This window comes from Nonlabens sp. Asnod2-A12, assembly GCF_045063745.1.
GTDB lineage: Bacteria > Bacteroidota > Bacteroidia > Flavobacteriales > Flavobacteriaceae > Nonlabens > Nonlabens xylanidelens.
On sequence record NZ_JBEFOB010000003.1, the window covers coordinates 123,737 to 149,077 of the forward strand.

The following is a 25,341-nucleotide window of genomic DNA, read 5'->3' on the forward strand; positions in this document are numbered from 1 at the left end:
ATTTACTATATTAATTAGAGAAAAGAGTCGAGAAGAAAAGAAGGTGGGAAAGAGAGGTGTTAAATACAAATAGATGCTCAGTGAATAAAGAAGGTACAGTAAACTATTACTTATTTTCTATATGAAGTAGGTAATTACTCTATAAGGTGGTAATAAATTTTAAACTCAAAAATATAGGCATAAAAAAAGGCTACTTAAAAAAGTAGCCTTCACCTAAAATTTTTATTATTTCCTATAAAGTAAATGTCTTATAAAATGATTTCCCAGCAGATTTCATTATAATAAAGTATTCACCTTTTTTGTCTGGAGATAATTGAAATACACGTTTTAGATCAGATGAGTCCGAAATAGCTTCTTTATGCACTAATTCATTATTATAGTAAATCAATACATCAAGAACTTCGTCATTAGAGCTTAATTGAGAAACAAATAATTGATTATTTCTTTTAGTTGCTACAGGCTTGTAAAATGTCATTTCTGTAGACAGGTTTACAATTCCGTTTTCTACATTAAAAGATCGAGTTAATACCTCACTATCTTTATTTAATTCAATAGTATAACTACCATTTTCTAGAGTAGTTAAGTCAAATTGTTTTGTATAGTTACCAGTAGACTTAATAGTCTCATTATATAAAGTAACGTTTTCTGTATCCTTAATAGTTAATTGATGACCTTTCTTTACGTTGTCAAATTGTACTACAGTAACACTTTTAGGTGGTACGATAGATGTTACGTCTGTTGCATAGCCTGTTAACGCGGTTAACATAAGTGCTATAAATAATAGGTTTTTCATTGCTTTCATCTTTTTATTATTTACTGATGATTTACATGACAAATTTAGAGCAGGAGTAAGGTTTAGAAAACAACATTTTTGTCCTAATTGTATACTATATTAACTTTATGAAAACAACTATAACGTTATAGTGTGAATATAACATAATTATAAAATTAAAAAACGATATTTGCAGTGGTATAATTGATCGTTTTAATCTAGATTTTACATGTTATATAAGAAAGCTACCTTAAAAAAAATACAACCAGAATTCGGTGGTTCTGTGTTTGTACAAAAAAGTACAACAGAAAGAGGTGAGAACAAGCCTTTCTGGCATTTTCATCCAGAGATAGAGCTGGTTTATGTAAACGAGGGAAAAGGAAAACGACATATAGGAAACCATATGTCCTATTATAATGACAGCCAGTTATTACTTATAGGCTCTATGTTACCACATATAGGTTATACAGATAGACCTAATCATGGATCTGAATTACTGGTGCAGTTTCTTCCTGATTTTCTAGGAGAAGGTTTTTTCACCGTGCCAGAAATGATGCCAATTAAACAATTATTTGAACGTGCAAAGAATGGGTTGCTATTTAAAAAGGAAACAATAGAACGATTAGGATCTCAAATACACGATTTAAACGAGGTTCATGGTTTTGAAAGAACTATTCTGTTATTGAAAATCTTACATGATCTCGCTACTACTGATGATTATGAAATATTAAATGCAGAAACCTTCACTTTTGAAACAGAGCTACAAGACAATTCTAAGACAGAAGTCATATATAAATACATCAACCAGAATTATAAAGAGCAAATACCACTAGAAGAGATAGCAAGTAAGGTAAGTATGACAGTTCCTGCTTTCTGTAGGTACTTTAAAAAGACATCTGGTAAGACCTTTACTAAAATAGTAAATGAATATAGAGTAGTGCACGCCACAAAGTTATTATCTGAATCTCAAATGAGTATAACAGATATTTGTTTTGAATGTGGTTTTAATAACTTCTCGCACTTTAATAAAATATTTAAAGAGATAACTGGTAAGAGTGCTAGTAAATACCGCAAAGAATTAAAGCAGATTTTAAATTAATAAAAAAGCATGCTCAGTCTGTAGACCGAGCATGCTAATAATCGTTTACGTTTTAATTTAATTAAGGACAGGTTTCTACAGTAACACTTATTTCTACAACATAAAAGGTGTTTTCTACAGTATCATAAACTCTTACATAGAAGATTTCTGTTTCTATACTGTTCATAAAAGGAACAGTACTATCTATTGGGTTGGTTTCCATATCAGCATCTGCCTCAGAACTGTAGTAGGTAATATCTATTAAGTTATCGTCTTCTTGTAAAATTTCATAGATACAGTTATCGTATTCACTCAAAGTCAATTCTGTAAAACCTGGTGTAGCAACATCTTCACACGCTGTAAAATTAAAGTCATAACAATCATCATTAGGTACGTTACAGTATTTGTGTATAATCAGTTCATCCAGTCCGTCAGTAAGCCTCATGGAATCTGAATCTAGAATTTCAGCTTTCCAGTTGCGGTTAAATTGTGTTTCTGTATCCACATCGCCATTTAAGCTTATGTTTACGTGTAATTGACTTTCTATCATGATAGATGTCCATGACCCTATAGCGGTTTCAGAGTAGTAACTAAAGTTCATCACTCCATTATCTACAAAGAATGAGCCGCCTAGGTAGTCGTTAGAAGAGATTTTAGAATATCCTACTTCCCAAACACATTCATCTAGTAAGCCCTGACAGTAACGTATAAGTTCTAACTCTTCTTCAATACAATTATCTATACTTTCTTTTAATTGCTCGTTAGTGGTTATGTCTATAGAGCTTCCATCTGTTAATGTAGCAGCGATAGGGTAGCTTATACTTATAGAGTTGGTACTAGGTAGAACATCTAAAAAATCACGGAAGGCTTGATTTCCTATAATAAAGGTATTAGCGATTTCAATATCGTTAGAATCGTAGGTAAATATATTGATAGGATAAATAACCTGTATACAAGATATCGTATCCTCATCAGTTTCAGGATCACTGGCAACATCTGTTAGCAATTCATATAAATCAGAGTCTACTGCTATTAAATCTTTTGATATAGAGTCGTCATAATCTTCATAAGTACAGGAAACGATACTTAATACAGTTATGAGTAAAAGGATAATTTTTTTAAGGTTTTTCATAGCTTATAATTTAGGTTACATCTTATAGTATAAAACTCATTGTAATGGTTGCGTCCCATTACACACGATTGTATAAAATGAATTCTTAAAACCATTAACGATTCACATCACCTTTGTTAATAGTCTTTTAATAGCTTGTTAATTAAAGACTATAATAAGAAGTCTTGATTTTTTATTAACGCTATTACCGCAATTCCACCCATACCTTTAAATAAAAAACAACATGAGTACTAACGTAACAACAATAAACCCAGCAACAGGAAAAGAGATTAAAACATATGAATTAATGACAGAAGAACAGACTTTAAAAGCTGTGGAAAAATGTCATGATGCTTTTACTAAGTGGAAAGCTACTCCTATAGAAGAAAGAGGTAAAATTATTCAGAAAATCGGAGAAAAATTCAAAGAACATAAAGAAGAGTTTGCACAATTAATGACCGAAGAAATGGGTAAGATTATAGCCCATGGAAATGATGAGTTAGATCTATGTGCAGCAATTTGTGAATATACCGCAGCAACAGGAGCAGAAGAACTTGCAGATGAAGAAAAGGAACTTGCCGGCGGTGGTAAAGGAATTGTTTCTTACTCACCTCTAGGTGTTATCTATGGTATACAACCTTGGAATTTTCCAGCTTATCAAGTTGTGAGATATTCTATCGTTAATTTAATGGCAGGTAACGGTATACTACTTAAGCATGCAGCAAATGTTACTGGTAGTGCATTGAAACTGAAAGAGATTTATGAAGAAGCAGGATTACCTAAAGATCTATTTACCGTACTAATTATTGATCATGATGTAAGTGAAAAAATAATTGAGCATGATCTAGTGAGAGGTGTGACCTTCACTGGTAGTGCAGGTGCTGGTCGTAAAATAGGGGAGCAAGCTGGTAAAAATATTAAGAAGACCGTATTAGAGTTAGGTAGTAACGATGCTTATATAGTATTAGAAGATGCAGACGTAGAGCTAGCTATTAAAACATGTACAGAAGGTCGTATCTATAACAACGGAGAAACCTGTGTCGCAGCAAAAAGATTTATTGTAGTAGATGCTGTGTATGATCAGTTTAAAAAAGGCTTTGTAGAAAGCATGAATAATATAAAGTTAGGTGATCCAACAGACGAGAACACGCAGTTAGGTCCTATGGCAAGAAAAGACTTGAGAGAGAAAATTCACAATCAAGTTAAAGAAAGTATAGAAAACGGCGCTGAGGTATTGTGCGGTGGTGAAATACCTGAAGGTGATGGATATTATTACCCATCTACAGTTTTAGGAAATGTAAAACCAGGACAACCAGCTTATGATGACGAGCTATTCGGTCCTGTAGCTTCACTAATTAAAGCAAAAGACCAAGATGATGCCATGCGCATAGCAAATGACAGTCGTTTTGGACTAGGTGGCGGAATATTCAGTAAAGATGAAGATAAAGCAATAGAGTTAGCTCAAAATCACTTTGACACTGGTATGGTGTTTATCAATTCATTCGGTATCGCTCAAGTTGATATGCCATTCGGTGGAGTGAAAAATTCAGGTTTTGGTAGAGAACACGGAGGATTCGGTATTAAAGAATTTGTTAATGCAAAAGGAATCAGTATTTTAAAATAATGATTGCACATCAGTAATAGAAAAAACCACTGTGAGAGCAGTGGTTTTTTTTGTGTTTATAATTTCGCTTTCGCGAAAGCGTAATCCGGTTATTTTATCACGACAGTATAGACACTATCTATTCCAGTACCTAATAGATAATTAAAACCATACCAGAAGTCTCTGTGATAATTACATTCCTAACTTTATTTCCAATCGGTTTTCAAATATTTCAAAGCATCTTCCAAAGCTTCTCTTGATGATTTTGGGTTGTAACCTAATTCTTTTCTAGATTTACTAATATCATAATCTTGTTTTAAGCCATAAAACATATCTACGTAATGTCTCATTAGTAAAGGTTCTTTTCCTGTCAACTTACTGCTAAATTCCATTAATCCAGCAACAGAATACAGTAGACATTTTGGTACTTTTTTAGGTGTTTTTAGTTTTAGTTCAGGGTATAATTCTGATGCTATTTTTACTGTTTCTTGCATCGTAGTGTGATGTTCGTTGGATAAAATATAACGTTCTCTATTTCTACCTTTTAGCATTGCTTGATAAGCACCAAAAGCAACGTCTTTTACATCCACCCAATTTAAAGTCATGTTTGTATCCACAGGAATCTCTCCATTTAAAGCTTGGTGTACTAAATTATTACTATAACTTAATTTATGAGCTTCACTTCCTATCATAGCAGAAGGCAAAATTACAACGGTTCTGATTCCGTATTTTTCACTCAATTCTAATGCTAATTTATCTGAATCATTTTTAGAGTTGTAATACCAGTTTCTTCTGTCTTTGTTATATCCATTGTCCACATTTGCTGGTAATTTTGTAAAATCCAAGCTAGCTACTGAACTTACATAAACAATGTTTTTAACACCACATTCTTTTGCCATTTCAAACACATTTTGTGTTCCTTGCATGTTGTTATTATAAATTTCCTCTTTTGGATTCTTAGCCCACATACTAAAGTTAGCAGCTACTGCGTATAAGTTGGTAACTCCTTGAAATGCTTTTTTAAGTGATGTTCTATCCATAAGATCTGCCTGTACCACTTCACAGTCTAACCCATTAAAAGGGTCAGTGTTATTTATGTTTCTTACAGTAGTTCTTACTTTTTGGTTTTCGGAAAGTAAAAGTCTAATTAGGTTGTTTCCTAAATGTCCATTTCCACCAGTTACTAATGAAATTTCTTCGCTCATAATTCTTGAATTTTGTTTAAACAAATTTCAATACCTCTCATGAGATTAAAAATAACATTTGTTAGAAAGTGATTTGTTTTCTTATACGGCTTAAAGATTGAGGTTCCATTCCTAGAAAAGAAGCGATATTATCAATAGATACATTCAAAGCTAATTTAGGAAACTGATTTACAAATTTTAGATAACGTTCTTTACCAGTTAAGGTTTGAAAATCTTTAACACGTTCTAATTTGCAACTTAAATGTTCGTTGGTTATTTCTTTGACAAAGATTGCCCAAAAATTTGTTTCCTTTTGTAAAATATCAAAATCAGGTTTCGATATTTTTAAAATTCTGGACTCGGTAATAGTTTCATAATAATCTAATGACGGTGTTTCTGTCATAAAACTATCTAAAGAGGTGAAAAAATCTTGTTCTGCTACAAGATGCTGCACAATTATCTTTCCATCAATATTTTGATATCCTTTTACAATTCCGGTGTCTAAGAAATAGATATACCGTTCCACTTTTCCTGCCTCTAATAGATTAGTTTTAGCTGAGACTTCTTCTGAAACAAAATATTTTTTGATTAGATCAATATCTTTTTGAGTTAAAAGAACTCTCGATTGTATGTAATTAATTAGATTTTCCATTTTGTTTTGTAATGGTATTTAACGGCAATAGCACAAGGTGAGTGAGTCGTTTTAGCCGGTGCATGTAGACCCTTTAGGTAATATTCTTTAAAGAAGTAAAGTTACAGAAATTAACATACATATAAGTAGCGCTATAATTTCAAATTTATGTTAGGAAATTAAAAAAGGCTCTAGAATTAATGAATCGATTCTATGAGCCTAGGATATAATTGTACATAATAAGTGAATTAGTACTGATGCTTTTAACTACGTTATTTATTGTAGTTAGTTACTCTCCTTCGAAGAAGTCATTGTCAAGTTCTTTAACCTCGTAAGTTATTTTTACTTGAACCCCAACATTATACTGATGCATTAAGTTAACTAGTTTTGAACCATCGATTAATATTATTGAATGATGAGCTTCTCTTGCTTTCTTTATTGCAGCCTCATCAAAAGTCGAAGTCGTTATAAATACTCCTTTTGTGGTATCGCCACTCATTGCTCCAATAAAATTTCTTATATCTTTTTCTCTAACTTTATTTTCTGTATACCTTTTAGCTTGAGTATATATTTTTTCAAGACCAAGTTTGTCCTCATTTATAATTCCATCAATTCCTCCATCTCCTGATTTTGAGGTTTCAATAAAATCTCCGTACCCCATTTTTTTTAATAGTATTAAAATTACCTTTTCAAAAAAATATGGGTCAATTTCTTTTAATTTATCTAGTAACTCCGTTTTTACTTCAGTTTCTATGGTAGAAAATCCGTTGTCAATTAAGTCTTGTGGAGATGAGTTGTCAACATCGATTGTTTCCATTTTTATCTCATCCTTTTTACTTTGTACCGCAGAACGATGGCTAATAAAATCTGGATCATTTTGAAGGTCTGATAATAAAAGTTTTCCGCTAATTAGGGTTTGTTTCCCTTTATCTGCTAATTGAACTACACCTCTCTTTGGGTAAGAAACAAATTTACCCATTTTCAGATAAGATTTCCCCCAAAGTATTCTATCAATCAATACATTTGCTCCCGAACTTGTCTTTTTATCTAAAAGTTCTTTTGGAAGTTCTGAATAGTAATTATCTCTAACTTTTCTGGCTAATTCTCTGCTGCTTATGACTTTAACAGTATTCAGTATTTCCAGAATTGGCATAAAAGTTTCATGATATTTTGGTAATTCCATTTAGTTTGAATATTTAGTATCTATTAAACGAGCTTCTTCCTCCAAAATGAATAATAAATATTTTTCTAATGATTTATTCCTTTTAGATTTGATGGTTTGATAAAACGAAGATCGAATAAATTTTCCTTGATTCATTTTTAACTCTTCTTTTGTGTTTAAGTCATTCCACATTTCACGCCAATAGTGTTTTATTTCATTTGGGACTCCATCTGATAAGGAGGCCATGTAAGCAGATTCAAATTGGTGTTCACATTCGATAAACCTACTTCTGGCGTCACCAGTTTCAATAAAAATTTTATTAAATAAACTGTATAGTTTACTACTATAATAAAGAGATTCTTTCAAAGTTTTTTCAAATTAGATACACACGTTTGGCTATGGTTTTATTTGCGACTAAATCCGTGAAGATTTTCAGGAGTAAGTGAGTACAAGTAATCATTCATAGCAATTCTTATGCGTTTGTATTTTTATTCGGTTCATAATTTCAAAACCCAAATACTCCTTTAGTTTCGGAAATTGATATCTATAATACGCATTCCAATAGCTTATCATTCTACTCTCTGTCTGTTGCCAATATCTAGGGTTTTCATCTCTAAATTGAGCGTAATAATCCAAAGTGTTCTCGTTTATTTTTTTGTCAATAATAGGAAGCAATTCATAGACGTATTCACCAACTAACTGAATTATGAATGGAACAGTCCAGTTTTCTGAACTAGCGGATATTAAATTCAGTCGTTTTTCTCTCAAATACCCATTGTGATGACGCAAATAAATACAATTTAAGATGTCTTTTTGTTTATCGGTCAAAGACTTTTCCAATTCTGGATTTGGTTCGTTAAAGTATAGTCTATAAGGAATTATTAGGTTTTCGTTATTAAACTTAATATTCAATTCCGATTCGTGAATCAGATTGTCAACTTTGTGAGTTTGTCCATCACGTAATCTAACTTGATTATTATCGAATGGTAATATTTTGAAAACTTCATTCAAGTCTGAATACAATTCTTTTGGAAAAGATTTTTTTAATCTTTCCTGATACTTAGACTTAATATTTCGCTTAAATATTTTTAGCATTTTGTTTTTCTCAAATAACACGCAATTAGTTACATCAGTACGAATATAAAACAAATAAGGCCAAAAAAAACGGACAAGCCCTTACTTAAAAGCGACTTATCCGTTTCTCAAAAAGCTTAAAATATTACTTTTTACCCAACCACACACGAGCATTTACAAATGCTTCTAGCCATGGTGTTACTTCGTCGTTCTTGCGGTCAGTAGGGTAGTGTGCCCAGTTCCATGAGAATGTAGATCGCTCTAGGTGTGGCATCATTACTAGGTGACGTCCATCTTCACTATTCAACATTGCTGCGTTATAGTCAGATCCATTAGGATTTGCTGGATAACCTTCATAAGCATAGGTTGCAGGGATTTGGTAATCGCTGCGGTCCATTGGCAACTGGAATTTACCTTCTCCGTGTGCTGCCCATATTCCTAGTTTGCTACCTTCTAGAGATTGTAGCATAATAGAATTGTTTTTGGCAATCTCTACACTTGTAAAGTTACACTCAAACTTACCAGAATCATTATGTAACATCTTAGGCTTTTCGTCATGGTCTGGATTGATTAATCCTAGCTCTACAAATAGCTGGCAACCATTACAAACACCTATACTCATGGTATCTGGTCTAGCAAAGAAGTTCTTTAAAGCCGTATTTGCTTTTTCATTATATAAGAATGCTCCGGCCCAACCTTTGGCACTTCCTAGTACATCACTGTTAGAGAATCCTCCTACTGCGGCTATAAATTGAACATCTTCTAGCGTTTCACGACCAGCGATAAGGTCTGTCATGTGTACGTCTACAACTTCAAATCCTGCGAGGTACATGGCACGTGCCATTTCTCTTTCAGAATTACTTCCTTTTTCACGTATTACAGCAGCTTTTACTCGTTTTTGAGGTAATTCTGGTAATTCACCTGTGAAATGTGTAGGGAATTTAAATTCTAACGGCTGGTTTTTATAGTTTGCAAAACGCTCGTCTGCTTTACCATTAAAAGATTGTTTTCTATCTAATAAGTGAGAAGTTTGATACCACTCATCTCTCAATGCATTGATATCTAGTTCTAAGTCATTAATCGTTAAAAATGGTTGATCTGTAGCTTCACCTAGGTGGTAGTATTCAACATCTGCGGCTAGTAAGGCGCTTTCTACAGAGGTGTCTGTTACTTGTAAGATAACACCTGCATTTTCTGAAAATAATACTTTTACAAGATCTTCATTTACGTTTTCTAGATCAATGTCCATTCCCACATTTTTAGAAGGGAAACACATTTCTAATAAACTAGTAATAAGTCCACCACTAGCAATATCATGTCCTGCAAGTACCTTTCCTTCTTTTATTAGATTTTGGATGGTTGTCCACGCTTTCGCGAAAGCGAAACTATCAACAATATCTGGACACTCTGTACCTATTTTATTTTGAGTTTGAGCAAAGCTAGAACCACCTAATTTATGGTCGTCACCACTCAAATTAATGTAATAAATAGGCGCTGAGGTGTTGCGCTGTAAAACAGGCTCTACTATATTACTGATGTTATCGCAAGAACCTACAGTACTTATAATCACCGTTCCAGGTGCAAGAACATCCATATCTGGATATTTTTGTTTCATAGAAAGACTGTCTTTACCTGTAGGAATATTGATGCCTAGGTCTATGGCAAATTTACTTACCGCTTCTACAGCAGCGTATAAACGAGCGTCTTCTCCAGGGTTATTGCAAGGCCACATCCAGTTGGCACTTAAACTAACACCTTTAAGCCCTTTTTCTAAAGGAGCAAAAACGAGGTTAGTTAGCGACTCTGCAATAGCGTTGCGAGAACCAGCCTCTGCATCTATTAATGCAGCAACAGGAGCGTGACCGATAGTGGTTGCTACTCCATTTTTACCGTTATAATCCATGGCCATTACACCTACGTTATTTAACGGTAGTTGCAACTCTCCACAGGTCTGTTGTTTTGCAACGCGACCAGTAACGCATCGATCTACTTTATTTGTTAACCAGTCTTTACAGGCTACGGCTTCTAGCTGTAATACTTGAGAAATGTATGTTTTAATATCACTTGCGTTATAAGTAACGGCGGCATACTTGCGTTCTATGGTTTTATCGTCCATGATAGTTTTAGGACTAGAACCGAACATATCTTCTAGAGCAAGATCCATAGGACTGCGTCCATCTTTCTCGCTGAAGGTGAATTTATTATCGCCAGTTACTTTACCGACTTTATATAATGGTGAGCGCTCACGAGCTGCTATTTCTTCTAGGATAGGAGTGTCTTTTGCATCCATAACTAGTCCCATACGTTCTTGTGACTCGTTACCTATCAACTCTTTACGAGATAGAGTAGGGTCTCCAGAAGGAAGTTTATCGGTATCGATAATACCACCAGTTTCTTCTACCAGTTCTGACAGGCAGTTTAAGTGTCCACCTGCACCATGATCATGAATAGATTTTATAGGGTTGTGCTCACTTTCTACTAGTCCACGTATGGCATTTGCAGCACGTTTTTGCATTTCTGGATTAGAACGTTGCACGGCATTTAATTCTAGACCAGAGTCTAGTGCGCCAGTGTCTGCACTACTTACGGCAGCACCACCCATTCCTATTCTATAATTATCTCCACCCATAACGATGATGTCATCGCCAGCGTCTGGAGTTTTCTTTAAAGCTTGTTCTTTTTTTCCATAACCTATACCGCCGGCTTGCATGATCACTTTATCAAAACCTAGATTTTGATCACCTTCTTGATGCTCAAATGTCAATACAGATCCTGTGATTAATGGCTGTCCAAATTTATTTCCAAAATCACTCGCACCGTTGGATGCTTTGATAAGAATATCCATAGGTGTCTGATACAACCACTTACGTGCGTCAAAACCATTTTCCCATGGGCGTTCTTCATTTAATCTAGAGTAACTAGTCATGTAAACAGCTGTACCTGCTAGAGGTAGAGAACCCTGTCCACCTGCAAGTCTATCACGTATTTCTCCTCCAGATCCTGTTGCAGCACCATTAAATGGCTCTACGGTAGTAGGGAAGTTGTGAGTTTCTGCCTTAAGAGATATTACAGAATCGAATAAACTCGTCTGATAGACATCTGGCTTGTTTGCTGTTTTAGGGGCAAATTGCTCTGCCTTAGGACCTTCTACAAATGCTACGTTATCAGAATAAGCACTTACTATATCGTTAGGGTTTTGTTTTGAAGTTTCCTTAATTAATTTAAATAAGGAAGTAGGCATCTCCTCACCATCGATAATAAAAGTACCGTTGAATATTTTATGACGACAGTGCTCAGAATTTACTTGTGAGAAACCAAATACCTCACTGTCAGTTAATTTACGATCTAGTTTTTCTGAAAGAGCTATTAGATAATCGATTTCATCGTCGCTTAATGAGAGTCCTTCTTGCATATTATACGCAGCAATGTCATCTATTTCTAGAACACCTTGTGCTTGTACATTTACATCATATTGAGACTGGTCTAGTCCATCAAATTTTTGAAGTAACATTTTATCATAAGAAGAATCTTCTTCACATTTGTGAAATTCTTCAATACGTAAAATACCCTTAATTTCCATGTTTTGGGTAATTTCTACAGCATTTGTAGACCATGGAGTAATGGTAGTCGCACGAGGTCCTGTGAAATGACCAGATAAAGTACTGGCATCTAATTTAGGAGCATCGGCAAAAAGCCATTGTAATTTAAGATCATCTTCTGCAGAGATCGGTGCTTGGGTTTGAACTGCGTAAACTGACTTGGACGGATTTCCGTAAAAATGGATCATTTGAGCGCTTTTTTGGGCTGCCGCAAAGATACTTTTTTAGTATGATAATTGTAGCTCTTCCGCTTGCGCGAAAACGTATTTATTAACGGACTTATTTACAATTTTATGATATTAATTTTATCTGATAAATTCGTAAACATACCCCAATCGCAATTCGGTAAAATCTGCCTGACCATAGTTGGCATTAATATGTGCGCCTATATAGAAATTATGATTTTTAAAATCATTGGTTCCTAATGGATAATAATTGATACCTACACGAGAATTGATAAGATGCCTCATTTTGTATCTCGTATCTAGATCGGCAAATTGCCATCCATCAGGAAATTCTCTTGGTGGATTATCCCAACCTTCATTTATAGAATAATCTATTTTATAAGCTGGTTTATAAAGATTTGCACCTATAGCTAGTTCTATGCCTACATAGTTTAGTAATAATTCTCCTTTAACATAGACGCCTATGTTGGTTGCATTAGAAAAAGCTTTTCCATCCATATCAAAAAACCGCTGATTTTTTCTAACTAGATATTCATTATCATTTATGTAATCGTAATAATGCTGGTAGAATCTATAAAAAGCTCCTATTCCTAGTTTCCAATTTCTGTTATACGTTTTACCGTATTCTGCACCTAATGTATAGACTTCTTTCTTACGATTAAAATAAGGAAGATCACTGAAAACTTGAAGTCCTGTACCTTGGTAAACAGATAGATAAGATGTTTTTATACGTGATGAAGTAGTGGATTCTAGATGTAAGACATCTTCTTTAGGTAGGTAAGTAGCATTTATGGATACTAAGAAGGAATTAAATCCATTATTGGGTAATCTGGTATGACCGTTAGAATGATGCACGACACTTAAACCTGTGCTGTAATTCCATTTTTCAGTTTTAAGTAATTGATAATTAAGTTGAGCTCTAAATGTCCAAGTTACATCAGTACTTATGGCATGATTTAAAGGATTATCTACGGCATCATATTTCTTTGTAAAGTAAGAAGTCCCTAGACCTAAATAGGTTTTTAATCTGCTATTATTGAAGCTCTTAAATTTTATAAAAGGCAAAATAGAGTAAGAGCTACCTAGAATTTCGTTATTTCCATAATTAGAATAACCTAGACTTATTCCTGTTTCTGGAAACTGTAATTTTTGATGCCACTTAATTTCAGGATGGTTTTTCTGTTGTGAAACATGAAGCCATAATTGAGATTGCACACCTCTATCAGGAAAATCTTTGTTAGATGGTAGGCTTTGACCCAAAGCGATTTCTGCACTATAGGAATACTTTTGTGCCGTAGTTAAAAAGCAAGAGATACAGAAAATTAAAAATGTCAAATGTTGTACCTGGCTCATTAAATTTATTAAAGTCGCTAAAATACATTTTAATAGAATAGGGTAGGTTGAAATTCCGCTTTCGCGAAAGCGAGATCAAAAGCAATCCATAAAAAAAGCCGCTTATTACAGCGGCTTTAAAATCTTGTTTCTTCAATAAGTATTAATTCACAATTACTCTTAAATGTTTTGTAAAGAGACTAAACTAGGGTTAATGTCTAAATCTTCAAGTTGATCGTAATGAACGATAACTTTTTGTAGTTCTTTATTTGTTAGTGGTTTTTCAATAAATCCATAAATCAAATCATTTTCAATTGCTTTAATTTTATCCTTTGACCATGTACTTGTGGTTAAGAAAACAACAATAACGTCACATCTATTTTCCTTAGGAAGTTTTGAATATTCTTTTAAGAATTCAAACCCATCCATTTTGGGCATATTAATATCTAGAAAAATAATGTTAGGTTTTAAAATGTCCTGTCCTTCAAATTTATTTTGTTTTTTTAGAAAATCTAATGCTTCTAAGCCATTAAACACTTCAAATACCTCTGCTTTAATATTTGCTTTTTCTATTATTTTTTTATTATAAAAATTAGTAGACGGACTGTCGTCGATTAGTAAAATGCAATCGATTTTTCTCATAAAATTATAGCGGCATACATTTTTTAATCATAATTAAATAATCACAATTGTTTATGCTTTTTGATTAAGCAGTCAAAAATAAACGTTTTAAAACATTTTTAATAGTTTAAATAATAGATAATATTATTTAATTTAGAATTTTTATAAGTGATACATCAATTATTTAACCGTTGTTATTTACTTTTTTAGGTAATTGAAAAATAAAGTCAGAACCTTTATTGAGTTTTGATTTCACTTTAATTATTCCATTATGATTATCTATAATTCTTTTACAGTTAGCTAAACCTATACCAGTACCTTCATATTCTTCTTGACTATGAAGTCTTTTAAATACATCAAATATAATGTCCTGGTATTTATCATCTATCCCGATGCCATTATCACTTATAGTGAACTCATAGTTATCACCAGATGATTTGTGAGAAATATGAATCAATGGTGATTTTTCACCTCTATATTTAAGACCGTTAGCAATTAAATTTTGAAATAATTGTCTTATTTGTGATTTATCGCAAACCACTTCAGGGAGTTTATCAACATTAATTACAGCTTTATTATCATCAATAGCAGTTTTTAAATCTTTTAAAACATCGTGCACAATATCATTGAAGTTTACTTTTTCAAAATTTAATGATTTGTCATCTAGTTGAGAATAAATTAATAGATCATTAGTTAATGTAATCATTCTACTAGAAGCTTGTTCTATAAAATCTAAGTATTGAAAAGCATTTTGATCTAAAATATCACTATACTCTTCTTTGAAGAGGTCGGTAAAACTTGTAATTGTTCTTAATGGTTCTTTAAGATCATGAGAAGCTAAGTAAGCAAATCTTTCTAGCTCGATATTAAGATTTTCCATTTTCTTTTGAGAAACTTTATTGCTATCTATGTTGAGAATAGTTCCTATCATTTTAATCTTACCGTTTACTTCTTTTTGAACTTGGGCATTAATTTTAAACCATTTATCTCCATTATTTTTTGTTTTAAATAAAACTTCTTGTATGAAAGGTTGTTCATTATCAATATGTTCCTGAATTTTTTCTTGAAAATCAGATTGTTGATCAGGTTCAATTAATTGAACAAATGAACTGAAAGAAGGTTCGTACGTTTTTTTTGAAACCCCTATTTCATCATAAATTACATCAGACCACCATAACTTATCCTCTTTAATGTCCATCCATTCCCATAGGCCAGAATTAGTGCTCTCTAGTGCTAGTCTATAACGTTGCTCTCCATCTCTTACTTTTTGTTCCATTCTTTTAAGCTTGGTAGTTATAATAGCTACGCCTATAATGGAATTAACATTACCTTCTTCGTCTCGCTCGTGAACTTTATCTGTGCTTAGAACCCAAATGTTCTGTTTTGTATCCTTGTGAACAATTCTATATTCTATTTGAAGTTCTTCTTCATCTTTAAGAGATTTGATTTTATCATGATGGTCAATTACAGCAGGGAGATCTTCTGGATTAATTATTTCTGAAAGCACATTTGCTCCTAGATTAATAATTTGTTGTTCATTGTATCCAGCATAATTCCATATACTAGAACTGGAATATATATTTTGATTATTTATTACATCATAAATATATAATACTGCTGGGTTTGATTTATTTAGATATGTTAAGAATGTATTTAATTTTTCTTTTTCAAAAATTGCATTTTTTAAATTATGGATATTAATAAAATTAATTACTACACCTTGAATAGTATCTTCCTGATTGCGATAAGGAAAAATCTGTAAATGAAACCAGATTTCTTCTTTGTTTTTAATTTCACATTGAAAAGGCTGCAATGTTTTTATAACCTGTGTGGAGTGTTTAATTAAATCTTCTCCTCCTATGGTACCAGAAAAGTCAGTAATAGATCTACCTATATCTTCTTGCTGTAATTTAAAATGCTCTGTTACGGATGGTGTAAATTTTCTAATATGAAATCTTCTGTCTAGAAATATTGTTCCTACATTGATGTTTTGCATCAGGTTTTCAATATCTGCATTAAGTTCAAAAAGTTCTTCATTTTTTGATTGTAACTCGGCATTTACTGTATGTAACTCTTCATTTAAAGATTGTAATTCTTCATTAGTACTTTGTAATTCTTCATTTGAGGCTAGCATTTCTTCGTTAGTAGCTTGCATTTCTTCATTTGAAGTTTCTAATTCTTCAATGGTAGATTGTAAGTTTTCACGAGTTTCATTTAAGGCTTCTTTAAGTTCTAATACCTGGTCAATGTTAGAGACTATTTGTTTTTGCTCAATTAAGGTATTATCATTTTTCTTAGGTAAATTTTGTTCTATAATTGTAACCAAGAAACAGCGATTTTTAAGAGAAACCATATCAACACTGTTCACAACTAGCTTTATGTTGATCAGTTCTTCATCTTTCAGAAATTTAATGAGTTTTTCTATCTTTTTCTCTGAATTATGGCTTATCAATCTAATCGCAGAGTTTACCGGTATATTCAACTCATCTGGTAACATTTTAAGTAGATTATTAGAATAACCTTCTTCAGGATACTGAATGTATTTTTTAAGTTTTCCTGTAGCATGTAAAATTTCAAAATTATCATCAACACAAACACTAACGGCGTTCATTTCCGCCATAATGAATTTATTAATGGATTTTGATATTTTATCATCTAGTGAATTACCAGATGTTTTATATTGAAAATTATTTTTGTCTTTAGTATTAATTCTCCAGAAATCACTTGTCTTATTCTTAAGAATGAGTCGCTCTGGTTGTATATTTTTATAGATTTTAAATTTAGAACTTGTTTCTTCAAAGTTTCTACTGAGATTCCCTAAGTTTTCTGAACTACCTAAGAATAAATAGCCATTTTGATTTAGTGCATAATGAAGGCTAGATAATACTTCTTGTTGGATATCATTCTCCATATAAATAAGCATATTTCTACAAGAAATAAGATCCATCTTATTAAACGGCGGATTATGAAGAATATCATGTTTTGAAAATATGATGCTTTTCCTAATTTTAGGAATTACATGGTATTTGTTATCTTTTTTTATGAAGTAAGACTTTAAAAAATGTAGGGGTATTTCGGCCTCAATATTTTCTCCATAAATTCCTTTTGTAGCCACCTCTAATCCACGCTGATCTAAATCTGTTGCAAATATTTTAAATGCTACATTTAAATTATTTTCATCAATATAATTTTGTAATAAAATAGCCATAGAATAAGCCTCTTCTCCTGTAGAGCAGGCAACAGTCCATATTTTTAAGGTCTTTTTAGGATTATTATTTTCAAATAGATTTGGTATTATCTTACTTTTTATAATATCAAATGCACCTTGATCTCTAAAAAATTTAGTAACACCTATTAAATATTCATTGGCAAGTAAGAATTTTTCTTCTGGATTATTATGGAGGTAATCAATATAATCTTCAACAGTTTCATTTTTAGTGATGCTTATTCTTTTTGCTGTTCTCCTCAATAAAGTAGGCTTCTTATAGGAAATAAAATCATAGTTAGTATAATTTTTTATAAGTCTTAAAATCCTACCAAGAGATTCAAGATTATTTTGATCTCCTGTTGCTTTAGGATAAGGATAGTGTGGATTTGATACAAATTGGATTAATTCATTAACCATTTCATTAGGCGGTAGAATATAATCAGCAAGTCCTTCTGAGATAGCACTTTTAGGCATACCATCAAAGCTAGAAGATTCTGGACTTTGAACAAATACAGTTCCACCCACTTCTTTAATAGACTTTGCACCTTTAGTCCCGTCAGATCCAGTGCCTGAAAGAATAATGGCCAAAGCTCTTTCTTTTTGATCTAATGCAAGTGAGTTGAAAAATATGTCAATTGAAAAATTAATACGGTTAGAAGGCTGTCTATTCGTTAATTTTAGCTGGCCATTTTTTATTTGAATGTTTTGTGACCCAGGCATTAAGTATACGTTATTTGGTAAAACAACGTCACCATCAGAGGCTTCCTTAACATTTAACTCGGTATGCCTAGAAAGTAGTTCTGGCATTAAACTTTTATAATGTGGAGATAAATGCTGCACGATTACAAATGCAAATTTGGTATGATTTGGACAATTATCTAAAAATTGTTCTAAAGCTTTAAGCCCACCTGCTGAGCTACCTATACCTACAATAAAAAAAGAATCCTCTGTTTGACTCATGCAATGAACTAAATTAATGTTTAAAGGAATAACCCCAAAAAATCAAAGTTAAGTATTCACAAAAGTAAGTTTAAATATAAACTTAAAAATATCTTTATTGCGTTTAAGTTTACATTTCTAAGTTGAAATACACAGTTGTCATTTTATTTTATGATAGAAAAATTTATTACTAGCGATAAGATTTATACACTCAAAGAGCTTTAATTTGATACTGTCTAGGAATTATTGCACCTTTTAATCTGTTATTATTAAAGCTCTTAAATTTTATAAAAGGCAAAATAGAGTAAGAGCTACCTAGAATTTCGTTATTTCCATAATTAGAATAACCTAGACTTATCCCTGTTTCCGGAAACTGTAATCTTTGATGCCACTTAATTTCAGGATGGTTTTTCTGTTGTGAAACATGAAACCAAAGTTGAGATTGTAAAGCGCGATCAGGGAACTCTTTATTAGAAGGCAGGCTTTGACCCAAAGCGATTTCTGCACCATAGGAATATTTTTGTGCCATAGTTAAAAAGCAAGATATACAGAAAATTAAAAATGTAAAACGTTGTACCAGGCTCATTAAATTTATTAAAGTCGTTAAAATACATTTTAATAGAATAAGGTTGGTTAAAATTCCGCTTTCGCGAAAGCGAGATCAAAAACAATCCATAAAAAAAGCCGCTTATTACAGCGGCTTTAAAATCTTGTTTCTTCAATAAGCATTAATTCACAATTACTTTAAAAGACTTAGATTGATCACCGTTTCTTAAGCGAACTATAAATATTCCAGTAGAATTGATTCTAAACTGGTTGTTGTCTAGTTGTAGTTTTAACTGTCTTCCAGATATATCATAAACTGATATGTTTTCAATAGCTATTCCTGCATCTTTAATATAAAATGTACCAGTAGATGGGTTAGGATATATAGAGATGTTAGATAAAAGTAGGTCTTCATTACTAGCTGTAGTAGTCCATATCATATTCACATATTGTGGATTATCTACGTATGGATTTCTATTACCTTGATATACATAAATATCATTGTTACGGTCTATTTCTTTCTGACTTACAGGATCAGCATTGTGCCATGAAAGTAAAAGATCTACGTACCACTGCTCATAATACTGACCTTGAGAACCATCTCTAGGATCGTTTAATGCTGTGGGGCTGTCCCAAGAACTGTCATTATATTCATTTTCATATCTAGTGGCAAAATAAAGCAACATTCTTGCGATGTCTCCTTTAAACTCGTCTATAGGTTCAAATACAGTTGTTGAAAAACCAGCAGTTGTATTAGGGCCTACTTTACTACCATTGCGAGATGTAAATGTCGGGCTGTTTACTTCTCCAAAAGGAAAGCTACTTCTACGTCCATTTACCTGACCATCTGTAGGTATTACATGATGTGCATCGGTACGCATAGGAGTTCTACTATTAAATCTACCTTGTGGGAAAACGTGTTCACGATTATAACAAAAACCTTCATTACTACTTACATTACCACATCTATCGGTAAAAGTAAAGTTATAAGGATCTGTCCCTGTAGGATTTTCAGAATACATATCTACTATGGTTGTAGTCTGGTCAGTTATACCTTCTCCTTGATTAGGATAATAGGTATCGTTATCAGACGTGTCGTATAAATTAAAAAGTGCACTGTAACCTTGATCTGTATGACCATTTTCTATAATGTTGCGCAACTCAGACTTTAATGGATAGCCGGTAAGGCCACTAGCGCTATTGTAATAACCTGCAGGTATTTGTGCAAAACCCACTGCAGATAGTAATAGTAATAATAGGGTAAAGTTTTTCATATATAAAAATTCTGTACGGTAATAGTATAAGGGGATAACTGTCCTCTACAGTAAAATAATTTATTTCTTTTTCATTCTAGCCATAAAGAATCCGTCAAAACCGTCTCTATGTGCATAAAGTGTTTGAGAGTCTTCTAGCTCAAAATCTGCACCAGCTTCTGACTTTAAGAAAGTGTCTACTTGCACCTCGTTTTCTGAAGGAAAAATAGAACAAGTCGCATACACCATAGTACCTCCAGATTTTACCACACGGCTATAAGATTGTAAAATCTCTTGCTGTGTCGCTTTAATTTTATCAATAAATTCTGGTTGTAATTTCCATTTTGCATCTGGATTACGTCTTAAAACACCTAGACCGCTACATGGCGCATCGATAAGAAGACCGTCCATTTTACCAGCTAGTTTCTTAATGGTTTTAGTAGATTCTAATAAACGAGTTTCTATGTTGTGCACACCTGCGCGGCGTGTACGTCTTTTAAGTTCATTTAATTTGCTTTGATAAATATCAGTAGCGATAATTTGCCCTTTATTTTCCATCATAGCCGCTAGATGAAGTGTTTTACCACCTGCACCTGCACACGCATCCATGATACGCTGACCTGGTTTAGGATCTAAATAAGATGCGATTAATTGAGAACCAGCATCTTGCACTTCAAATAAACCGTCAGTGAATAATTTTGTACGGAAAACGTTTGCTCGCTCATTAAGAATTAAAGCATCAGGAAAACGCTCGTCAGTAGTAGTCATGACTTCTTCACCTACTAGTTTTTCTTTAAGAGAGGCTACATCAGTTTTAAGAGAGTTTGCTCTCAATACTACAGACGCTTGTTTGTTAAGCGCGGTAATTTCTTGATCCCATAGACTACCTAATTCTTTTACACCCATTTCATCCATCCAGTCAGGAATAGACTCACGCATCTTGCGATTTTTTCTTACTTCGTCCAGTTTACCTCTTATACGTCTTACTGGTGTGTTGTAATACTCATCCCATGCAGGAAGATCATAACCTTTTAAAACTATCCAGACACTGGTTAGTCTCCATAGGTCTTCTTGTTTAAATGGCTCATTTACATTTGCAATAGAAGCGTATAATCTCTTGTATCTTACGATGTCGTAAGTAGTTTCTGCAATGAATCCTCTATCTCTTGAACCCCAACGTGTATCACGCTTTAGGATTTTTTGAATAGCTTGGTCAGCATACTTGCCGTCGTTGAATATATTGTGCAAAGCATCTACAGTAGCTTGCACTAAGTTATGGTGAAATCTCATTTTGCAAAAGTACAGCTATTCCTCAGTAAGTTATAGAATAGGGGCCTGTTTTTTCAATGATTTTTAATTGTTATCTCGCTTTCGCGAAAGCGGAATTTTAAATATCTTATTTATTAATTCTGACTTATTTTTACAACATGAAAAAATTACTATTTATGGCTTTGATTTTATCGATCACAGCCTGTAAAAACGATTCCCAAAAGGAAGAAATTAAAGAAGTTAAAACCTTAACACGCACAGATGTAGAACTGCAGTTAGAAACCGTTTCTAATGATTCTATAAGTGTGAGAGCGCTAGATTATGGAGATGGAGAGTACTGGTTCTCTGGTAGTAATGGGCAGTACGGTAGGATAGATGCTGCTACAAATGTGGTGACAAATTCTAGGGTTACTTTAAATGAAGATGAGAAAATAGAATTTAGATCCATCGCGGTGACACCACAATACACCTATATATTAAGTGCTGGTAATCCTGCATTAATTTATAAAATCACTCAAGCAAATGACGAGGTGAAATTAGTTTACACAGAATTTGAAGAGCGTGTTTTTTATGATAGTATGAAATTCTGGAATGATGAAGAAGGAATAGCCTTTGGTGATGCTACAGAAGACTGTCTGTCGGTTATAAAGACATTTGACGGCGGTGAGACTTGGGCAAAATGTAAATGTACTTATCTACCAGAATTCATTAAAGACGAAGCGGCATTTGCAGCAAGTAATTCTAATATCGCTATTTATGAAGATAATGTATGGCTTGCAACTGGTGGTGCAGCAGCACGTATTTTACACAGTCCAGATAGAGGTTCTACCTGGGAAGAGTATTCTACACCTATGATAGCTGGTAGTGAGATGACAGGTATTTATGCTATAGATTTTATAGATGCACAACATGGTGTTATGATAGGTGGTGACTGGAATAAGAAAGAAGATAATATGTATAACAAAGCAATTACTCGCGATGGTGGTAAAAGCTGGAAACTTATGGATAATGGTAACGGTCCAGGTTATAGCAGTGACATCATTTTTGTTCCAGAAACAGATGGTAAAGAGATTCTTGCAGTAGGTTCTCAAGGAATATGGTGGAGTGGTACAGAAGGAGATTCTTGGAAAAAACTATCTAACGAAGGCTTCTATACCGTTAAGATGATTAATAAGACTCAAGGCTACCTAGCAGGTAATAATGAAATAGCTAGTTTTACTCTTTCAGTACCAGCTATATAGTGTCGAGAGACATAATTAATCGATGAAATACATGCTTTGTGTATTTGCAAAATATTGTTAATGAATCATTTAACTTTTAATCGATGAAAATATCGTTTAAAAGTGTTTTTATTTTTCTTAAACCTAGAAGTATGTACTACTTTTAACATGGTTTAAGTAAATAAGCAAGCAGTTATAAAGACAAGTTGTTTATTAAAAATAAAGCGGTGGAGACTGCTTAAAAAAGAGAGGAGGAGTCCTCTCTTTTTTTTGCACTAAACTTAAATGATGATTTATTTTCTAATTTATTTTTTGAATAGTCCTCTATAATTTTATAGAATTAATAATCCATTGGCTCTCAAAGTTTCTATTTCTTCTCCATACCAGAAAGGCTCAAAGGCATCAAATAAATTTTCATAAGAAGCTTTTACTTGAGAAAACGTTTGTATTTTAAGACTAGGATCCCATAATTCTAGTTGATCTAGTAGCCAGTTTGCGAGGTCTTCTGGCAGTTCTATATTAAAAGATGTCGATTTATCATGAAATATGAGATCTAGATAAGTAACTTCTATACCTTTTTTTACTTTGGTAAAAGAGCCTACTAGAGGAAAAGTACCCAACCACACTATTTTAGAATTGGACTTCATGGCTTTAAAGTTTTCTTTATTGAGGCAGTCTTCAATATAAAAAGGAGCGATAGAAGTACTAGGTATTTTAAAGTCAAACCATTCTTCTAAGGATAGATCAAAACCGATACCGTGCATGTAATTAAATAGCGATTTCTTTAAACCATCACTAAATTTACTGTGGTCTATACCGGTAGAATCGGCAAATTGCACATCGTTATTTGCAAACGAGATTTCTTTTAAATGAGGTGTTACTCCATAATCTTGGGTATTCATACCTACTGGACTGTGAGCAGTAAGTGCAAACTGATGCCAGAAACCACTTTGAATAATACCTAATTCAAACAACTGTCTAGTCATTTCTAGACTGTCTATAGTTTCTTGAATAGTTTGTGTAGGATAGCCATACATGAGATAGGAGTGAACCATGATTCCAGAAGCAGTAAAATTTCTAGTTACTTGGGCTACTTGTTCTACAGTTACACCTTTGTCAATAAGTTTTAATAATCGATCTGAAGCTACTTCTAGACCTCCAGAAACAGCTATACAACCAGATGCTTTTAATAAATGACACAGATCTTGAGTAAAGTTTTTCTCAAAACGTATGTTGGTCCACCAGGTTACGGTAAGTTTTCTTTTTAGAATTTCTAATGCTACAGAGCGCATTAAAGCTGGTGGTGCAGCCTCATCCACAAAATGAAAGCCACGTTCTCCTGTTTGCTCTATTAATTGCTCCATACGATCTACAAGAACGTTTGCCGCAACCGGTTCATAAAGCGCTATGTAATCTAGTGAGATGTCACAAAACGTGCATTTACCCCAGTAACAACCATGTGCCATCGTCAGTTTATTCCAGCGTCCATCGCTCCATAAACTGTGCATAGGGTTTGCTACTTCTATTACAGATATATATTTATCTAGTAATAAATCACTGTAATCTGGTGTACCTACTTGTAACTGTTTGTAATCTGCTTGAGTGGCATTATTTTTATAAACTACGGTATCATTTTCAAGAACAAAGGTTCTTTTTAATTCAATTTCTTGACTAGGTTTTGCAGGATGATTTAATACATAATCAGTTGCCAATTCTAGAGGTAACTCACCGTCATCGAGACATATAAAATCTACAAATTCAAAAACACGTGCATCTTTTAAAGATCTTAATTCTGTATTAGGAAAACCACCACCCATGGCTATTTTAATATCAGGGAAGTGTTTTTTAATATGCTGACAGGATCTTAAACCACTGTACAAATTACCAGGAAATGGTATGGAAACTACGACCAGTTTAGGCTGCGTTTCTTTTAATTGCGCGTCTAAAATAGCAACGGTTATCTTATCTATATATGATAAAGGCTGTTGTAGCGCTTTGTATAGCTGGTCAAAGCTATTGGCACTCATCCCTAAACGCTCTGCATAGCGGCTGAAACCAAAGTTGTCATCTATACATTCTTTTATAAAATCAGAAAGGTCTTCTAGGTATAAAGTGGCTAGATGTTTTGCCTTGTCCTGTAATCCCATATTACCAAAAGCCCAGTCTAAATCATCAACCTGATCAAAACGAGATGCTTGTGGTAAGAAATTATCAAGACATATCTGTCTCGCAAAGGTGTCGTTATTTCCCTGTAAAAAGGAAATAATTTCATCAAGTGGTTGTAAATAATGATCTTTTAATGCATAAATACGCTGGCTGTTCTCGCTTAGAATATTACCATTATCTATAGCATAATCAAATAATTGCGTCATTCCTTTTTTAGAAAAAAGCTCTAAAATGACCTCTATTCCTAAATCCATTTGAAATGATGTGATCTCTTTAGTATTTAAAAATCCTTTTATATAAGCCGTTGCTGGATACGGTGTATTCAGTTGAGTAAAAGGTGGCGTGAAAAGGAGTAGATCTTTTTGCATGGATATTTATGGAATGCAAA

At 33.2% G+C, this 25,341-nt stretch carries 18 protein-coding genes; 3 read left to right on the forward strand and 15 right to left on the reverse strand.

Translation table 11 applies throughout. The annotated features are described in order from the left end of the window. Positions 1-232: 232 nt before the first annotated feature. On the reverse strand, positions 233-793 hold the full coding sequence (locus ACJJVJ_RS00625) for a DUF3244 domain-containing protein (protein ID WP_170034608.1): 561 nt from the start codon (positions 791-793) through the stop codon (positions 233-235). A gap of 208 nt (positions 794-1,001) precedes the next feature. Between ACJJVJ_RS00625 and ACJJVJ_RS00630 the strand changes: the two genes are divergently transcribed. Next, positions 1,002-1,871: an AraC family transcriptional regulator gene (locus ACJJVJ_RS00630; RefSeq protein WP_104515927.1), complete on the forward strand. Its 870-nt coding sequence runs from the start codon at positions 1,002-1,004 to the stop codon at positions 1,869-1,871. A gap of 61 nt (positions 1,872-1,932) precedes the next feature. Here the strand turns inward: ACJJVJ_RS00630 and ACJJVJ_RS00635 are convergent, their stop codons facing one another. Further along, positions 1,933-2,982, reverse strand: coding sequence for a hypothetical protein (locus ACJJVJ_RS00635; RefSeq protein ID WP_405368213.1), 1,050 nt, complete (start codon positions 2,980-2,982; stop codon positions 1,933-1,935). A 223-nt stretch (positions 2,983-3,205) separates the two neighbouring features. Between ACJJVJ_RS00635 and ACJJVJ_RS00640 the strand changes: the two genes are divergently transcribed. Beyond that, positions 3,206-4,585: an NAD-dependent succinate-semialdehyde dehydrogenase gene (locus ACJJVJ_RS00640; RefSeq protein ID WP_405368214.1), complete on the forward strand. Its 1,380-nt coding sequence runs from the start codon at positions 3,206-3,208 to the stop codon at positions 4,583-4,585. A gap of 185 nt (positions 4,586-4,770) precedes the next feature. Here ACJJVJ_RS00640 and ACJJVJ_RS00645 read toward each other — a convergent pair whose 3' ends face one another. The 12 genes from ACJJVJ_RS00645 to ACJJVJ_RS00700 form a co-directional block, all read right to left on the reverse strand. Next, positions 4,771-5,769 carry an NAD-dependent epimerase/dehydratase family protein gene (locus ACJJVJ_RS00645; protein ID WP_405368216.1) on the reverse strand — a complete coding sequence of 333 codons (999 nt, stop codon included), beginning with the start codon at positions 5,767-5,769 and terminating at the stop codon, positions 4,771-4,773. Positions 5,770-5,830: 61 nt separating this feature from the next. Continuing rightward, on the reverse strand, positions 5,831-6,400 hold the full coding sequence (locus tag ACJJVJ_RS00650; protein ID WP_405368218.1) for a Crp/Fnr family transcriptional regulator: 570 nt from the start codon (positions 6,398-6,400) through the stop codon (positions 5,831-5,833). Between the two features lie 268 nt (positions 6,401-6,668). Next, positions 6,669-7,562, reverse strand: a complete 894-nt coding sequence (locus ACJJVJ_RS00655) for a restriction endonuclease (protein WP_405368220.1) — start codon at positions 7,560-7,562, stop codon at positions 6,669-6,671. Beyond that, positions 7,563-7,907, reverse strand: coding sequence for a hypothetical protein (locus tag ACJJVJ_RS00660; RefSeq protein ID WP_405368222.1), 345 nt, complete (start codon positions 7,905-7,907; stop codon positions 7,563-7,565). A gap of 90 nt (positions 7,908-7,997) precedes the next feature. Then, on the reverse strand, positions 7,998-8,636 hold the full coding sequence (locus tag ACJJVJ_RS00665; RefSeq protein ID WP_405368224.1) for a hypothetical protein: 639 nt from the start codon (positions 8,634-8,636) through the stop codon (positions 7,998-8,000). A 124-nt stretch (positions 8,637-8,760) separates the two neighbouring features. Then, positions 8,761-12,402 (reverse strand): phosphoribosylformylglycinamidine synthase, encoded by a 3,642-nt coding sequence (purL, locus tag ACJJVJ_RS00670; RefSeq protein WP_405368226.1) that lies wholly within the window; start codon positions 12,400-12,402, stop codon positions 8,761-8,763. 117 nt (positions 12,403-12,519) lie between these two features. After that, positions 12,520-13,752, reverse strand: a complete 1,233-nt coding sequence (locus ACJJVJ_RS00675; protein WP_405368227.1) for an acyloxyacyl hydrolase — start codon at positions 13,750-13,752, stop codon at positions 12,520-12,522. Between the two features lie 159 nt (positions 13,753-13,911). Further along, the gene (locus tag ACJJVJ_RS00680; RefSeq protein ID WP_405368229.1) at positions 13,912-14,373 is read right to left on the reverse strand and encodes a response regulator; all 462 of its coding nucleotides are present in this window, start codon (positions 14,371-14,373) and stop codon (positions 13,912-13,914) included. A gap of 163 nt (positions 14,374-14,536) precedes the next feature. Continuing rightward, positions 14,537-18,520, reverse strand: coding sequence for a chemotaxis protein CheB (locus tag ACJJVJ_RS00685; protein WP_405368231.1), 3,984 nt, complete (start codon positions 18,518-18,520; stop codon positions 14,537-14,539). 190 nt (positions 18,521-18,710) lie between these two features. Then, positions 18,711-19,028, reverse strand: coding sequence for a hypothetical protein (locus ACJJVJ_RS00690; protein WP_405368233.1), 318 nt, complete (start codon positions 19,026-19,028; stop codon positions 18,711-18,713). Positions 19,029-19,227: 199 nt separating this feature from the next. Next, entirely contained in the window at positions 19,228-20,319 is a 1,092-nt protein-coding gene (locus ACJJVJ_RS00695) for an endonuclease (RefSeq protein ID WP_405368235.1), read from the reverse strand. Positions 20,320-20,379: 60 nt separating this feature from the next. Further along, a complete protein-coding gene (locus tag ACJJVJ_RS00700; RefSeq protein ID WP_405368237.1) occupies positions 20,380-21,588 on the reverse strand; it encodes an RsmB/NOP family class I SAM-dependent RNA methyltransferase in 1,209 nt (402 codons plus the stop codon). A 137-nt stretch (positions 21,589-21,725) separates the two neighbouring features. Between ACJJVJ_RS00700 and ACJJVJ_RS00705 the strand changes: the two genes are divergently transcribed. After that, positions 21,726-22,808, forward strand: coding sequence for an oxidoreductase (locus ACJJVJ_RS00705; protein ID WP_104515938.1), 1,083 nt, complete (start codon positions 21,726-21,728; stop codon positions 22,806-22,808). Between the two features lie 311 nt (positions 22,809-23,119). Here ACJJVJ_RS00705 and ACJJVJ_RS00710 read toward each other — a convergent pair whose 3' ends face one another. Next, positions 23,120-25,321 carry a B12-binding domain-containing radical SAM protein gene (locus ACJJVJ_RS00710; RefSeq protein WP_405368239.1) on the reverse strand — a complete coding sequence of 734 codons (2,202 nt, stop codon included), beginning with the start codon at positions 25,319-25,321 and terminating at the stop codon, positions 23,120-23,122. Positions 25,322-25,341 lie beyond the last annotated feature (20 nt).